At 63.9% G+C, this 14,135-nt stretch carries 12 protein-coding genes and 1 pseudogene; 8 read left to right on the top strand and 5 right to left on the bottom strand.

What is annotated here, in order from left to right:
• Entirely contained in the window at positions 1–1,377 is a 1,377-nt protein-coding gene (locus H7347_RS05260) for an amino acid permease (RefSeq protein ID WP_152821975.1), read from the bottom strand.
• Positions 1,378–1,598: 221 nt separating this feature from the next.
• Here H7347_RS05260 and groES point away from each other — a divergent pair, with 221 nt between their 5' ends.
• The 3 genes from groES to H7347_RS05245 all read left to right on the top strand — a co-directional run bounded on the left by groES (position 1,599) and on the right by H7347_RS05245 (position 4,738).
• Positions 1,599–1,898 carry a co-chaperone GroES gene (gene groES / locus H7347_RS05255; protein ID WP_055122206.1) on the top strand — a complete coding sequence of 100 codons (300 nt, stop codon included), beginning with the start codon at positions 1,599–1,601 and terminating at the stop codon, positions 1,896–1,898.
• An 11-nt stretch (positions 1,899–1,909) separates the two neighbouring features.
• Positions 1,910–3,526, top strand: a complete 1,617-nt coding sequence (gene groL, locus H7347_RS05250; RefSeq protein WP_152821973.1) for a chaperonin GroEL — start codon at positions 1,910–1,912, stop codon at positions 3,524–3,526.
• 948 nt (positions 3,527–4,474) lie between these two features.
• Positions 4,475–4,738, top strand: coding sequence for a pentapeptide repeat-containing protein (locus tag H7347_RS05245; RefSeq protein WP_152821971.1), 264 nt, complete (start codon positions 4,475–4,477; stop codon positions 4,736–4,738).
• A 109-nt stretch (positions 4,739–4,847) separates the two neighbouring features.
• Here the strand turns inward: H7347_RS05245 and H7347_RS10940 are convergent, their stop codons facing one another.
• Both H7347_RS10940 and H7347_RS05235 read right to left on the bottom strand, forming a co-directional pair.
• Positions 4,848–6,101 (bottom strand): glucose PTS transporter subunit EIIB, encoded by a 1,254-nt coding sequence (locus H7347_RS10940; protein ID WP_370513926.1) that lies wholly within the window; start codon positions 6,099–6,101, stop codon positions 4,848–4,850.
• A gap of 177 nt (positions 6,102–6,278) precedes the next feature.
• Positions 6,279–7,219 (bottom strand): annotated as a pseudogene (locus H7347_RS05235) (PTS transporter subunit EIIC); the annotation flags it as partial.
• 354 nt (positions 7,220–7,573) lie between these two features.
• On the opposite strand from H7347_RS05235, the gene H7347_RS05230 reads away from it, so the two are divergent.
• Entirely contained in the window at positions 7,574–8,419 is an 846-nt protein-coding gene (locus H7347_RS05230; protein WP_186337277.1) for an endonuclease/exonuclease/phosphatase family protein, read from the top strand.
• 15 nt (positions 8,420–8,434) lie between these two features.
• Positions 8,435–10,183 (top strand): alpha-glucosidase, encoded by a 1,749-nt coding sequence (locus tag H7347_RS05225; protein WP_152821965.1) that lies wholly within the window; start codon positions 8,435–8,437, stop codon positions 10,181–10,183.
• Here the strand turns inward: H7347_RS05225 and H7347_RS05220 are convergent.
• Positions 10,114–10,455 (bottom strand): WhiB family transcriptional regulator, encoded by a 342-nt coding sequence (locus H7347_RS05220; RefSeq protein WP_152821964.1) that lies wholly within the window; start codon positions 10,453–10,455, stop codon positions 10,114–10,116. The genes H7347_RS05225 and H7347_RS05220 overlap by 70 nt on opposite strands.
• Positions 10,456–10,653: 198 nt before the next feature.
• Between H7347_RS05220 and H7347_RS05215 the strand changes: the two genes are divergently transcribed.
• On the top strand, positions 10,654–11,217 hold the full coding sequence (locus H7347_RS05215; protein ID WP_186337276.1) for a sigma-70 family RNA polymerase sigma factor: 564 nt from the start codon (positions 10,654–10,656) through the stop codon (positions 11,215–11,217).
• Positions 11,214–12,089, top strand: coding sequence for a hypothetical protein (locus H7347_RS05210; protein WP_152821962.1), 876 nt, complete (start codon positions 11,214–11,216; stop codon positions 12,087–12,089). The genes H7347_RS05215 and H7347_RS05210 overlap by 4 nt, the downstream gene beginning before the upstream one ends.
• Positions 12,090–12,095: 6 nt before the next feature.
• Here the strand turns inward: H7347_RS05210 and H7347_RS05205 are convergent, their stop codons facing one another.
• Positions 12,096–12,467, bottom strand: a complete 372-nt coding sequence (locus H7347_RS05205; RefSeq protein WP_186337275.1) for a DUF5319 domain-containing protein — start codon at positions 12,465–12,467, stop codon at positions 12,096–12,098.
• A 148-nt stretch (positions 12,468–12,615) separates the two neighbouring features.
• On the opposite strand from H7347_RS05205, the gene guaB reads away from it, so the two are divergent.
• Complete coding sequence (gene guaB / locus H7347_RS05200; RefSeq protein ID WP_152821960.1) at positions 12,616–14,133, top strand: IMP dehydrogenase; 1,518 nt, start codon at positions 12,616–12,618, stop codon at positions 14,131–14,133.
• Positions 14,134–14,135: the final 2 nt, after the last annotated feature.

The raw sequence follows: 14,135 nt of genomic DNA, 5'->3' as shown, positions 1-14,135 counted from the left end.
TTACGCGGTGCTCTTGTGCCGCCGCAGGCCCACCGCGCAGATGGCGACCACCCAGAGCAGTGCCGCGATCAGCCCGCCGCGGGTATCGGCGGCCAGGGAGAGCGCCACGCACATGAGCGCGAAGAAGGCGAGCAGGCCGATCGCCGCGGCGCGCCCACCGGGGGTGGGAAAGGCCGAGCGGTCCCGTGCGTCTGGCTCGCGGCGGCAGTAGACGAGGTAGGAGCAGGTGATGGCCGTCCACACGGCGAGGAAAAGCGTGGCGGACATGGAGGTAACCATCGTGAAGGCCTCCAGCACGCCGTCGCCGGTGGCCATGAGCACGAGCGCCGAGAGCAGGAAGACGCACGAGAGGGTCAGTGCGTTGCGGGGCACCTGGCGGGGGGAGAGCTTGGCGAAGACGCGGTGGGCGTCGCCGCTGTGGGCCAGGCCGTAGACCATGCGGGAGGTGGAGTAGATGCCGGAGTTGGCCGAGGAGGCGGCCGAGGTGATGACCACCAGGTTCACGATGGTGGCCGCGGCGGGCAGGCCGGTGAGGGCGAACATGGTGACAAAGGGGGAATTTTCCGGGACGATTTCGTTCCAGGGGGTGACCATCATGATGACGGCTAGGGAGCCGATGTAGAACAGGCCGATGCGCAGGGGGATGGAATTAACGGCCTTGGGCAGGGCGGTCTGTGGATCCTTGGTCTCGGCCACGGTGGCGCCCACGAGCTCCACTCCGACGAAGGCGAAGAGGGCGATCTGGAAACCGGTGACAAAGCCGCTGAAGCCGTGGGGGAAGAGGCCGCCGTGTTCCCAGAGGTTGCTCACGGCGGCGGTCGAGCCGGAGCTATTGGTGGCGCCCAGGCAGATCAGCACCGTTCCCACCACGATGAGCGCGACGATCGCCACGATCTTGATGAGGGCGAACCAGAACTCCGTCTCCCCGAAGGCCTTGACGGTCAGCGCGTTGAGGAGAAAAAGCAAAGCAATGGTGCCCAGGATGGGAATCCAGCTGGGCATCCCCGGCCACCAGAAGCGGAAGTAGCCGGTGATGGCGACGAGATCCGCCACGCCGGTGACGATCCAGCACAGCCAGTACGTCCAGCTCATGGCGAAGCGGGCCCAGTGCCCCAGGTACTTTTCCGCGATGTCGGAAAAGGAATGGACGTGCGGGTTGGCCAGGAGGAGCTCGCCCATGCAGCGCATGAAGAGGAAAAGCGCGGCGCCGATGATGGCGTACACCAGGAGGATCGAGGGGCCGGCCAGGGAGATGGTCTTCCCCGACCCCATGAACAGGCCGGTGCCGATGGCGCCGCCGATGGCGATGAGCTGGATGTGGCGGTTGGTGAGCTGCCGCTGCAGTTCCCGCGGCTGCTGAGGTGAGGAGGCGGTCATGGCGAAACCGTTTCTATCAGGCCAATGGTTTTTACAAACTCTAGCGCATGGGGGTGGCGCTCGCGCCACAAACCGGCGGGAATGGTTGAACGCTGGCACTCGCAGGGGTAGAGTGCCAGTCAGGTTGTGAGACACACAGTTGTTCACCCGCGACGACGGCTGTGCTGGATAGCAGCAACCGGCACAATCAAGTAAGCACGTACCCCCATGGAGGAATAACAGTGGCAAACGTCAATATCACCCCGCTTGAGGACCGCATCCTGGTGCAGATCGTCGAGGCGGAGACCACCACCGCTTCCGGCCTGGTGATCCCGGACTCCGCCAAGGAGAAGCCGCAGGAGGCCACCGTCATCGCCGTGGGTGCTGGCCGCTTCGACGAGAAGGGCGAGCGCATCCCGGTAGACGTCAAGGAGGGCGATACCGTGATCTTCTCCCGCTACGGCGGCACCGAGATCAAGTACGAGGGTCAGGAGTACCTGATCCTCTCCGCGCGCGACGTCCTCGCCGTCGTAGCCAAGTAGGGGATTAACACATGGCAAAGCTCATTGCATTCGACCAGGAGGCCCGCGAGGGCATCCTCCGCGGCGTTGATACGCTTGCTGACGCCGTGAAGGTCACCCTCGGCCCGCGCGGCCGCAACGTGGTACTGGACAAGGCCTTCGGCGGGCCCACCGTGACCAACGACGGCGTGACTATTGCCCGCGACATCGACGTCGAGGACCCCTTCGAGAACCTCGGCGCGCAACTGGTGAAGTCCGTGGCCATCAAGACCAACGACATCGCTGGCGACGGCACCACCACCGCCACCCTGTTGGCCCAGGCCCTCATCACCGAGGGGCTGCGCAACGTGGCCGCCGGCGCCAACCCCATCGAGCTCAATCGGGGCATCGCCGCCGGGGTGGAGAAGGTCGTCGAGGAGCTTAAGGCCCGCGCCACCGAGGTCTCCGCCACTCAGGACGTAGCCAACGTGGCCACCGTGTCCTCCCGCGACGAGGTCATCGGCGAGATGGTCTCCGGCGCGATGGAGAAGGTGGGCAAGGACGGCGTGGTCACCGTGGAGGAATCCACCTCCATCGAGTCCTCCCTGGACGTGACCGAGGGCGTGTCCTTCGATAAGGGCTTCCTCTCCCCCTACTTCATCACCGATACCGACGCTCAGCAGGCCATCCTCGAGGACGCCGTGGTGCTCCTGGTGCGCAACAAGATCTCCTCCCTGCCGGAATTCCTGCCGATCCTGGAAAAGATCGCGGAATCCGGCAAGCAGGCGCTCATCATCGCCGAGGACATCGAAGGCGAGCCGTTGCAGGCCCTCGTGGTGAACTCCATCCGCAAGACCCTCAAGGTTGCCGCCGTGAAGTCCCCGTACTTTGGGGAGCGCCGCAAGGCCTTCATGGACGACCTCGCCGTGGTCACCGGTGCCACCGTGGTGGACCCGGAAGTGGGGGTCAACCTCCCCGAGGTGGGCACCGAGGTCTTGGGTGGGGCGCGCCGCGTGACCATCACCAAGGATCAGACCGTCATCGTGGACGGTGCCGGTACCGCCGAGGCCCTGGACAACCGCCGCGCGCAGATCCGCCGGGAGATCGAGAACACCGACTCATCCTGGGACAAGGAGAAGGCCGAGGAGCGCCTGGCCAAGCTCTCCGGCGGCGTGGCCGTGATCAAGGTCGGCGCCGCCACCGAGACGGAGGTGGGCGAGCGCAAGCTGCGCGTGGAGGACGCCATCAACGCCGCCCGCGCCGCCGTGCAGGAGGGCATCATCGCCGGTGGTGGCTCCGTGCTGGTGCAGATCGCCCGCGAGCTGGAGACCTTTGCCTCCGAGTTCGAGGGCGAGGCCAAGACCGGTGTACTGGCCTTGGCCCGCGCTCTGGTCAAGCCCGCCTTCTGGATCGCGGAGAACGCCGGCCTGGACGGCGCCGTGGTGGTGGCCCACACCGCCGAGCGGCCCAATGGTGAGGGCTTCAACGCCGCCACTTTGGAGTACGGCAACCTCATCGAGCAGGGGATCATCGATCCCGTGAAGGTGACGCACTCCGCCGTGGTCAATGCCGCCTCCGTGGCGCGCATGGTCTTGACCACGGAGGCCTCCGTGGTGGAAAAGCCGAAGGAAGAGGACGAGTCCGCCGCTGGTGGGCATCATCACCACTAGGTGAGGGTCGCCTTCTAGGCGACTACGAGACAAGGCTCCCCCGCGCTGCTCGTGGCAGTGTGGGGGAGCCTTTGTGGCTCACGGTTAATGAGGGCCGAAGCCCTGGCTGAGCATAGGGTGGAGATATCCACCTATAGTCACTATATGTGATATATATCATATATTTTCCTTGCTTAAGCGAGATCCCTGTGGGTACGGTCATTTCATGCTGAAGAAAACGTTGGCTAGTTTGGTCTTTGCGGCGGGGATGGTTTTTCTGCGCCACAGATAGCCTCCGCCTCCGTCATTGATCGGATCGTCCCGGAGGCTTGGCAGCTGAGAGATTTTGGATTTTCTGGACACTTCACCCCTGCGTCCCTGCTGGGAATGCTGGATCGGGGTATCATCCCTTCCCTTAGGGAAGGGTCTTCGGGAGGCTTTGTTGGTAATGGTGAATACGATATTATGGCTTCCTGGACGAGCAAGGAGGGGAAGTATGTGGTGTTGCGGCGGGATATGAAAAATAAAATAGAAAATAAACACCGGTTGTCAGTAAAAGCGGTGAGGTATATAACGCAGGCCGCGCCCACGATCGATGTTGATGGAACGGCTCACGTTTACTATCTTCCCATTAATAGGGTGCAGTGCGGTAGGTTCATTACTAGCCGCAAAATTACTGAAAATAGGTTAATGAGGGCGGTTGTCAACTATCGAGACTTGGGAGAAGGGAGAGGAAGTCGAGGTGTGATTACCGCTTATTGCCCTTGGAGTAGGAGGGTTTACGGGACTGATGAATGTCCCGACTGGGTGAGGAACTCCCCGCAGTTCCAGTGAAAAGCCTCCTTTGTGATGGGTGGTGTGGAACTTGGATAAGTGGTAATGATGGAAGGTGGATTACGGTATGAATATACCTATCATTGAGAATGCTGAAATGCAAAATATTGATTTTCCAGGCAAAAGCTTGAGGGGATGAATGCGTACTGGTCAAATTTCTATAATGTGAGCTTTGCGGGTGCAAGGTTGGTCAAGGCGCATTTTATTGAAGCCGAATTTAAGAACGTTTCGTTTGCTCATGCGGATTTGCGTGGGGCAAGGTTCGATGCTTTGAATGCTTACGTTTGCGATTTTCGAGGGGCGGATGTTTGCGGCGCCGTGCTGCCCGGATCGTACGAGAAATTTTATTCCCATAACGAGGGGATGATTTTTGATGAAACCACCACCTTTGATGAATAGGGAATGATTGGGGCAATTTTTCCGTTGAGGCCGGTGTGGGATGCGCTGGCTAGAGTGGTTTTCCTATTTTGCGGTTTCTTCCTCTCGCAGCCGGTACTCCATGTATGCCCTAATCAGATAGTCCAGGGCCACGTTGAGACCGATGAAGGAGTAAAACTCTCCCACGTGCCACGGGGGCGTGAGCGCGCTGGCGCAGTAGTGCACGTTCCACCGGGAGGCTGCCGCCAGGGGATTGTTGCTTAGCCGGGTGACCGCGAGCGTGGGGACCCCGCGCAGGGCGGCGGCCCGGGGTATTGCCGCGAAGTCCGGGGTTGTTGCCGCCCAGGGAGACGAGCACAAGGGTGTCGTTGGCTTTCATCATGGGCAGGCTGACCTTCATCTCGGTGAGGTCGGTGATCACGGTGGCCTGTTTGCCGTTGGCCATGAGGGATTTGGCGAACTCCGAGGCCGTGAGGCGCTGGGAGGAGCCGGTGCCCAGGCAGTACACGGTGTTGGATTCGTAGAGTCGTTGCACGATGGGGTCGGTGGCGGTGGATTCCAGGTGAGTAAGGGTGCCGAGGAGATCCTGCTGCTGTAGGGCCACCGGGTCGGGGGCATCGCGTTCTGCGGCTTCCCACAGGGAGGTGCGGATAAAATATTTCATCTCCGCGAAGCCGGAGAATCCCAGGCGCTTGGCCAGCCGCATCACCGAGGAGGTGGAGATGTAGGTGCGCTGCGCGATCTGTTGCATGGAAGCGTTGGCGGCCTCGGCTTGGTGGGTCAGGAGGTAGGCGAGGATGTCGTGCTCGGTGTTGTTCCAGGTGCCCTGCGTGGCGGCCACGATGCTGTCGAGATTCATCGCTTCCTTCCACTCTCCGCGGCGTCGTTCTGCCTGCGTAGCATAGCAACGCCGCGCTCGATTGGGGAAGCGGCTAGGAGGCGCCATCCCCCATGAGCTTTTCGAACTTATCGCGCACCTGCGGCACGTCCATGCCCACGATGACCTGGATTGCGGTGCCCTTATTGCCCCCCCGAGTGCCCCCGCCTCCTGGAAGTCGTTGGCCTCGGCCACCTTGTCCGGCTCCGCCACGGAGATGCGCAGGCGGGTGGCACAGTTGTTCACCGACGTGATGTTACCCGGCCCGCCGAGGAGCCGCAGGAAGTCTGCGGCGCGCTGGGAGTAGGGGTCGGAGGCTGCCTCGGTGTGATCGGTCGGGGTCTCGGTGGAGTTTTTCCTTTGTGCCTCTCGGTATTCCTGCTTTGAGTAGAGTTTGACATCCTTATCGTCCTCGTGACCGGGAGTTTTCAGGTTGAGTTTGAGGATGAGGAAGCGAAAAAGCACGAAATAGACTGCGGTGAAGCACAGGCCTACGCAGATCTGCATGAGGTAGGTGGCGTGGTGCTGCGCCCACAGCGGCACCCAGTTTTGGGCGATGACGTCGATGAGTCCCGCGCCCATGTTTCCGGCCAGGCCCAGCTGGTACATCAGGGCTGTCATGAGGCCGGAGAGCACGGCGTGGACGGTAAACAACAGTGGGGCGACGAACAGGAAGGTAAACTCCAGCGGCTCAGTAATACCGGTGAGTACGGCGGTGAGCACCACGGGAACCAGCAGGGCCAGGGCGGCCTTGCGCTTTTCTGGCTTGGTGGTGCTGTAAAAGGCCGCTGCGATGCCCAGGGGAGCAAAGACCTTGGGATTGCCATGGAGGGCGAAGCCGCCGCCGGGGAACTGCTCGTTTAAGGGAGCGCTGGACTGCGCATACTCGCTGAGGTTATTGACCCAGTGGGCCTGGATTCCCTCGGGCACCACGGCGGGGGCAAACACAAAGGGGAAGTAGACGAAGTGGTGCAGGCCCGTGGGAGGATGCGCTCTAGGAACGTGTATAGCCCCACGCCCAGGGAACCGGAGGCCATGAGGAAGCCCTGGAGGGAGGCAATACCCAGTTGCACCTGGGGCCAGACAAAGCAGACGATGAGGGCGAGAGGCAGCATGACGACGATGCCCACGATGTACACGAACTGGCTGCTCCGGAAGATGCCGAGGAACTCCGGGAGCTTCTTTTCAAACAAGCGGTTGTGCAACCACACGGCCACCGCGGAGAGGAAGATCGCGCCCAGAATGCCGGTGTCCAGGGTCTTAATGCCCGCGATCATCTTCAGGCCGGATTCCCCGCCCGGTTCGGCGGCGTAGTCGATACCGAAAGCGGGGCCAAAGACCTCGAGGAAGCCCGCCACGAAGTAATTGAAGGTGAGGTAGAGCAGCGCGGCCTCTAGCACCGCGCGGGCGTTGGCCATCTTGGCCAGGGCGATGGGCAGCCCCAGGACAAAGAGCAGCTCCATCTGGTTAAACACGGTCCAGGCGCCGGATTCCCACACCCGCCAGAAGTTGCTCCACCAGGTTCCGGGAGCCGCCAGGTCGCCCACGATCTGCTCGTTTTGGGCGATGATGGCGAGGGCCACGGCCAGCCCGGCTACGGCAAAGAGCAACACCGGCGCCAGCATGGCGCTGCCGAACCTCTGTACTTTTTCCATCATGGTCAAGCACCTTATTCTTTCCTACACGTTTCTTCGCGTCCCCGTAGCGCCGGGTGGGAGGCTCATTGCAGGGGGAACATGCGGATCACTCTACGGTCTTGACCAGTGCCGATTGCCATGATTGCGTGATTGCGGCATAGGTTCCGCGCTTTTGGCACCGATGCCGTGCCCCGGCAGCCAATGATCGGGGGCATAAGGCGGCGGGCGACCTAGGCTTGGGTGCACCCGATCTCTCGCCACCCTGTGCCACCCCGCCCCGTTGGGGTGGCGTGTGGCCCTGGCCGGGGCGCACCGATGAATCCCCGAGGAGGAGACCCCGCCGTGAAAGTTCTCAGCCTAAATGCGCACAGCTGGTGCGAGGAGGATCAGTCGGCCAAGATCATGGTCACTGCCCGCCTCATCGTGACCGAGGGGGTGGACGTGGTGGCGGTGCAGGAGGCCAACCAACTCCAAGACGGGGTTGCCTGGCGTTCCGCGCGCTTTCAGGGGCCAAGCGCCCTGCCGGTGGGTGCCGATAATTACGTCCAGGTACTCGCGGAGGCCTGCGCTCACCTGGGCGGGGAGTACCGCTGCTACTGGGCTGAGGCCCACCAGGGCTTTGGCAAATACGACGAGGGCGTGGGCCTGCTGGTGCGGACGAAGCCTACCGCCGGGGAGTCTGCGGCCCCGGCGGTGACTGAGGTGCGCCGCCTGGTGCTGGCGGACTACCCCTACGTGGACGTGCGACGCAGGGTGGCGCTGGCGGTGCGGATACTCGGCTGGGGCTGGGTGCTTTCCGGACACTTTTCCTGGTGGACAGCGGCGGGTGAGGACCTTTTTAGGCGGGAATGGCAGGTGATCGAGGATTTCGCCCGGAGCTACCCTGACGAGCTCGTGTGCGTGGCGGGCGATCTGAATAACCCGGCCACGGTGCGCGGCGAGGGCTACAGCATGATCCGCGACCTGGGGTGGCTCGATACCCGCGATCTTGCGCCGCGATCGCAGGGGCACGACACCATCGCGGGTTCGATCGTGGGATGGGAGGAAGCCCGCGTCGGGGCGCGGATCGATTACGTGCTGGTGAATCGGCCGGTGGCGGTGCGCGCGCACCGGGTGGTGTTCACCGGGCGGGAGGAGCCGGTGGTCTCCGATCACTACGGCGTGTTGGTGCAGATGGAAGCGCGATGAGGAAAGGCAAGAACAATGGGTAAAAACGAGCAGCTGCAGTGGTGGCACGATGCGGTGGTCTACCAAATTTATCCGCGTAGTTTCCGGGATTCCAATGGCGACGGTATCGGCGATATTCCCGGCATTATTCAGCAGCTGCCGTATCTGAAGGAACTGGGGGTGGATATTCTGTGGCTGTGCCCGGTGTATTGCTCCCCGAACGATGATAACGGCTACGACATCTCCGATTACCGGGACATCATGCCGGAGTATGGCACCCTCGGGGACTTCGACGAGCTGCTCGCCCGCGCGCACGAGATGGGTCTGAAGATCATGATGGACCTGGTGGTCAACCATACCTCGGACGAACACGAGTGGTTCCTGCGTTCCCGCGAGAGCAAGGATAATCCCCATCGTGATTACTACATATGGCGCGATCCCGCCGGTTACGCGGAGGACGGGACACCGCTTCCGCCAAATAATTGGGGCTCCGAGTTTGGTGGTTCCGCCTGGGAATGGGACGAGCGCACCGGGCAGTTTTACCTGCACATGTTCTCGCGTAAGCAGCCGGATCTCAACTGGGAGAACCCGGCCGTGCGAGAGGAGATCGTCAAGATGATCCGTTGGTGGCAGGAGCGCGGCGTGGATGGGTGGCGCGTGGACGCCATCGGCACCGCCGATAAGCCGGAGGGCTTTCCCGACGATCCCCACCAGGAGTCGGGGCGGGTGACCTCCTCGATGCGCTTTGTGAACAACCGATCCAAGGTACACACCTGGCTGCACCTGATGAATCGCGAGGCGTGGTCGCTCGGCGGGGAACCAGGAAGCGGCGGCGTGGTAACCGTGGGGGAACTCGACGGCCCCACCCCGCGCGAGGGGGTGCTCTATACCGCCCCGGAGCGCGAGGAGCTCAACCAGATTATCCACTTCCAGCACGTGAGCCTGGGGAATGACCCGCGCTTTGGCAAGTGGAGCCTCAAGCGCCCCGCCTTGGCGGAACTTAAGGAGGTGCTGGATTCCTGGCAGCTTGGCCTGCACGGCGCGGGATGGAACGCCCTGTACTGGGAGAACCACGATCAACCCCGCGCGGTTTCCCGCTTTGGCGACGATCGCCCTGAGTTCCGGGCGGCCTGCGCCAAGGCCCTGGCCACGGTGCTCTACCTCCAGCAGGGCACCCCGTACATCTATCAGGGGCAGGAACTGGGCATGGTCAATGCCGCCTTTGAGAGCATCGAGGACTACCGCGACTTCGATAGTCTGAACTGGTACCGTACCACGGTGGGGGAGCGCGGGGAACTCGACGCCGATGAGGCCCTGGCCCGCGTGCACGCCCGGGGCCGCGATAACGCGCGCACCCCCATGCAGTGGAGCGCCCTGCCGCAGGCCGGGTTTAGCGGGGATACGCCGCAGGCCCGGCCGTGGATCGAGGTCAACCCCACCTACGCCGAGATCAACGCGGCTGCTCAGCAGCGCGATCATGCCTCGGTGCTCAATTACTATCGACGCCTCCTGCGGCTGCGCAAGACGACGCTGCGCGAGGTGGTGCGCGAGGGCACGTACGAGCCGATTGCCGGGGCTGATCCCTGCGTCTATTCCTACCAGTGCGCCTGGGGCACCACCCGGCTGGTGGTGGCGGTGAATTTCACGTCCCGGCAGGTGGCATGCCCCGGGGAGGTGTGCGCCGCGTTGGGTGAGGCCGAGGCGCTGCTGAGCAATTACGAAGAGGAGGCGGCAGAAGAGATCCTGCGGCCCTGGGAGGCGCGGGTGGTGCTGCGCGAGGAGTAGCCGGAGCGGTTTCGCCGCAGGAGCGCCGTGCGCTCGGATTCGCTCATGCCGCCCCAGATCCCGTAGGGCTCCGCCGTGCGCAGCGCGTGCTCGCGGCAGCTCTCTAGGACGGGGCACGACCGGCAGATGGCTTTGGCCTTGCGTTCGCGCAGCGCGTGGGCGCGCCCGCGCTCGCCGTCGGGGTGGTAGAACACCTCGGCGCTTGTTCCGCGGCAGGCACCGTGGCGCTGCCATTCCCAGGGGTTGAGTGTGGTCGGGGGCGGTGGGGCCATGACGTAAAAACCTCCGGTGGTGAATGTTCGATGCTTACTGGCGAGTCTGACAGTCCAACGTGAACGGGACGTGGCCGAGCGGTGTCCGCATCGAAAACAGATGTCACGCCCGCTATGTGTGGTGCCGAGACCATGGCGGTGCGCGTGCCTCAAGTATGCTGAATCAGTACCCCGGCGCCGCGAGGAAAAGAGTAGGACGTGAGCGAAGCTGAGCAGGAACTACAGGCTCTCGTGCCCGCCGCGGTGAAGGGGGATCGGGACGCCTTGCAGCGAATCCTGGAGATCATTCACCCGCTCGTGCTGCGCTACGTGCGCGCCCGGATTGGCCCGGGCCGAATCCCGGAACCGGAGGACATTGCCCAGGACGCCTGCCTGGCGGTGGTGCATTCCATCGAGCGATACCAGGACCAGGGGCGACCCTTCATGGCCTACGTTTACGGGGTGGTCAGCCACAAGGTGGCCGATGCCCGGCGCAGCTACGTGCGCGATCAGGCCCATCCCACCGACGAGGTGCCCGATTCCGCCTCGACGGATGCCGGTCCGGAGGAAGAAGCCCTGGTCGCGGACGGTAGTAACAGAGTGCGCCGACTCCTCGATTCACTTAGCGAGAGATCGCGCGACATCGTTATTTTGCGCGTGCTCGTGGGACTATCGGCGGAAGAAACCGCAGACATGGTGGGCAGCACCCCCGGTGCCGTTCGGGTGGCTCAGCACCGGGCGCTGGCCAGTCTGCGCAGGGAAATGGAAGAAGGAGAGCGATGACGAACGATCCTCGTGAACAACGCGAGCTAGAGTTCAGCGACGCTTTCCTCACCGAGCTGTCGCGGGGCGTGGATCGCAGCGAGGGCACCGACGAGCTCGCCGGGATGCTGCTGGAGCTGCGCGGCGAGGTCGATCGACCCCTGCCGTCCGCCCCGCGGTTGGAGGCCCAAGTGGTGGAGTTGTCTTCGCGCCGCCGCTCGCGCCCCTTCTTTGCTGGCCTGGTGGGTGCCGCCGCCGCGACGCTTGTCATCGCGGGCAGCGGTGCGATGCTGCTGAACGCCGGGCCGAACTCCCCGCTCTATGGGCTTTCTACCACCCTGTTTCCGCGGCAGGACCCCGTGCACGACGTGGTGGAGCTGGCCGGAACCCTTGAGGAGATGGATAGCCTGGCTGAGCGAGGGGACATGGACGGCGTGCGCCTGTTGATAGAGCAGGCCAGGCTCATGGCCAAGGACATGGAGGCGGCCGCTAAGGTGGCGCAGAATCGCGCCCCCGCCGAGGCCGCCACCCCCGTGGACGGGAATAGCGGCGGGGCGAAGAACGCCACCGTCACGGTGACCACGACGGTGCCGGGAGCCGCGGCCCAGCCCGCGCCGAGACCCGAGGGGCAGCAGCCCTCGCCCCCTAGCGATAAGCCGGCCGCCACGGAACCCCAGGCCACGGTCACGGAGACGAATACGGTGACGGTGACCACCACCGTGGTTGCCACGCCCGAGCCAATCCGGGGCGGAGCACCGGCCGGAGCTGCGGTGGGCGGGGAACAGTACGTCGAACCGACCGCGGCGATGCCTCCCGCGCAGGAAACGCCCCTGCTGGTGGGAGCCAGTCAGGATGAGGGGCACGGCCCGGCCGAGCCGAGTGCCACGGAATAAGTTTCCCTACCTATCGCGCGCCCCGTCAAGGTACCCCAGGGCGTAATCCCACGGCACGTAGGCCTGGACGTCGGGCTCGGCGCCGGGTTCGTGCACGGGACTGAGGGTGTGTTCGAGCGTGGCGCGCATGTTGGCCGCCAGGATGTCCCAATCGAAGTAGTGGTTCTCCGAGCAATCCTCGCAGAAGAAAAAAATCCCCCTGATTCCCCTGGGGCCCAGCACCACTTTGAACTCCTGCACGAGGGCGAGGTCTCGTTCGATGCCCTCGCGTTCTTCGTCGGTCAGCGGCAGCGCGGGTTCGTCTCCGTCGAGGAACGAGGCGGGGTCGTTCGGATCATCGGCAAACGGATCAAGCGGCATCTGAGCGTCGAAGTTCACATCGCCGATCCTATGGTCGGGCCCCGCATGCTGGCAATTCTACCGCGCTACCCCGGCATGGAAGAACAGATTAGAGTAAGCGGTTAAAGTAAAGAAGCAAGGCGAACACCCTCCGGGGCAGGCACATCAACAGTGAGGAGAGTTTTACATGGTGCAGCAGGTATCTACCGGCGGAGACGATCCCAACAAGGTACTGCTGCGAGGCTTGACCTTCGACGACGTGCTGTTGCTGCCCGCCGAGTCAAACGTGGTGCCCAGCGACGTGGACACCTCCTCGCAGTTCACCCGCAATATCCGTCTGGGGCTGCCGATCGCCTCGGCCGCGATGGATACCGTGACTGAGGCGCGCATGGCGATTGCGATGGCCCGTCAGGGCGGCATCGGCGTGTTGCACCGTAACCTTTCCGCCACGGAGCAGTCCGAACAGGTGGAGATCGTCAAACGCTCCGAGTCCGGCATGGTCACCGACCCGGTGACCTGCACCCCGGAGATGACTATCGCGGAGGTGGACGCCCTGTGCGCGCGGTTCCGGATCTCCGGCCTGCCCGTGGTGGACGAGAAGGGCGTGTTGGTGGGCATCTGCACCAACCGTGACATGCGCTTCGAGGCGGACACCCACCGTCGCGTGAGCGAGGTCATGACGCCCATGCCCCTGGTGGTCGCCCAGGAAGGCGTGACCAAGGAAGAGGCCCTGGAGCTGCTGAGCGCCAACAAGGTGGAGAAGCTGCCCATCGTGGACAAGCAGGGCCGGCTGGTGGGACTGATCACCGTCAAGGACTTCGTGAAGTCCGAGCAGTACCCCCACGCCTCCAAGGACGCCGCGGGCCGCCTGCTGGTGGCCGCCGGCATCGGCACCGGCCAGGACTCCTACGAGCGCGCCGGACTGCTGGTGGAGGCGGGCGTGGACGTGTTGATCGTGGACTCCGCCCACGCCCATAACAACCGCGTGCTGGAGATGGTTTCCCGGGTGCAGCAAGACTTTGGCGATCGCGTGGACGTGGTGGGCGGCAACCTGGCCACCCGCGAGGCCGCGCAGGCGATGGTGGACGCGGGCGCGGACGGCATCAAGGTGGGCATCGGCCCCGGCTCGATCTGCACTACCCGCGTGGTGGCGGGCGTGGGTGCCCCCCAGATCACGGCGATCCTGGAGGCCAGCGCGGCGGCCACCCCCGCCGGCGTGCCGATCATCGCCGACGGCGGCATGCAGTTCTCCGGCGACGTGGCCAAGGCCCTGGCCGCCGGTGCCAGCACCGTCATGCTCGGCTCCATGCTGGCCGGCACCACGGAGGCCCCCGGTGACATCGTCGTGGTGGGTGGCAAGCAGTACAAGCGCTACCGAGGCATGGGCTCCATGGGTGCCATGCAGGGACGCGGCCTGACCGGGGAGAAGCGTTCCTACTCCAAGGACCGTTATTTCCAGGCGGACGTCAAGAGCGAGGACAAGCTCGTACCGGAGGGCATCGAAGGGCGCGTGCCCTTCCGCGGCTCCATCGACACCATCACCCACCAGATCGTGGGCGGCCTGCGCGCCGCGATGGGGTACACCGGCTCCGCCACGATCCCGGATTTGCAGCGGGCCCGCTTCGTGCAGATCACCACGGCGGGACTCAGAGAGAGCCACCCGCACGACATCACCCAGACCGTCGAGGCCCCCAACTACCACTAGGA

The sequence above is a fragment of the Corynebacterium sp. zg-331 genome, from assembly GCF_014267345.1.
GTDB lineage: Bacteria > Actinomycetota > Actinomycetes > Mycobacteriales > Mycobacteriaceae > Corynebacterium.
This window is presented reverse-complemented; position numbering and strand designations above follow the sequence as displayed.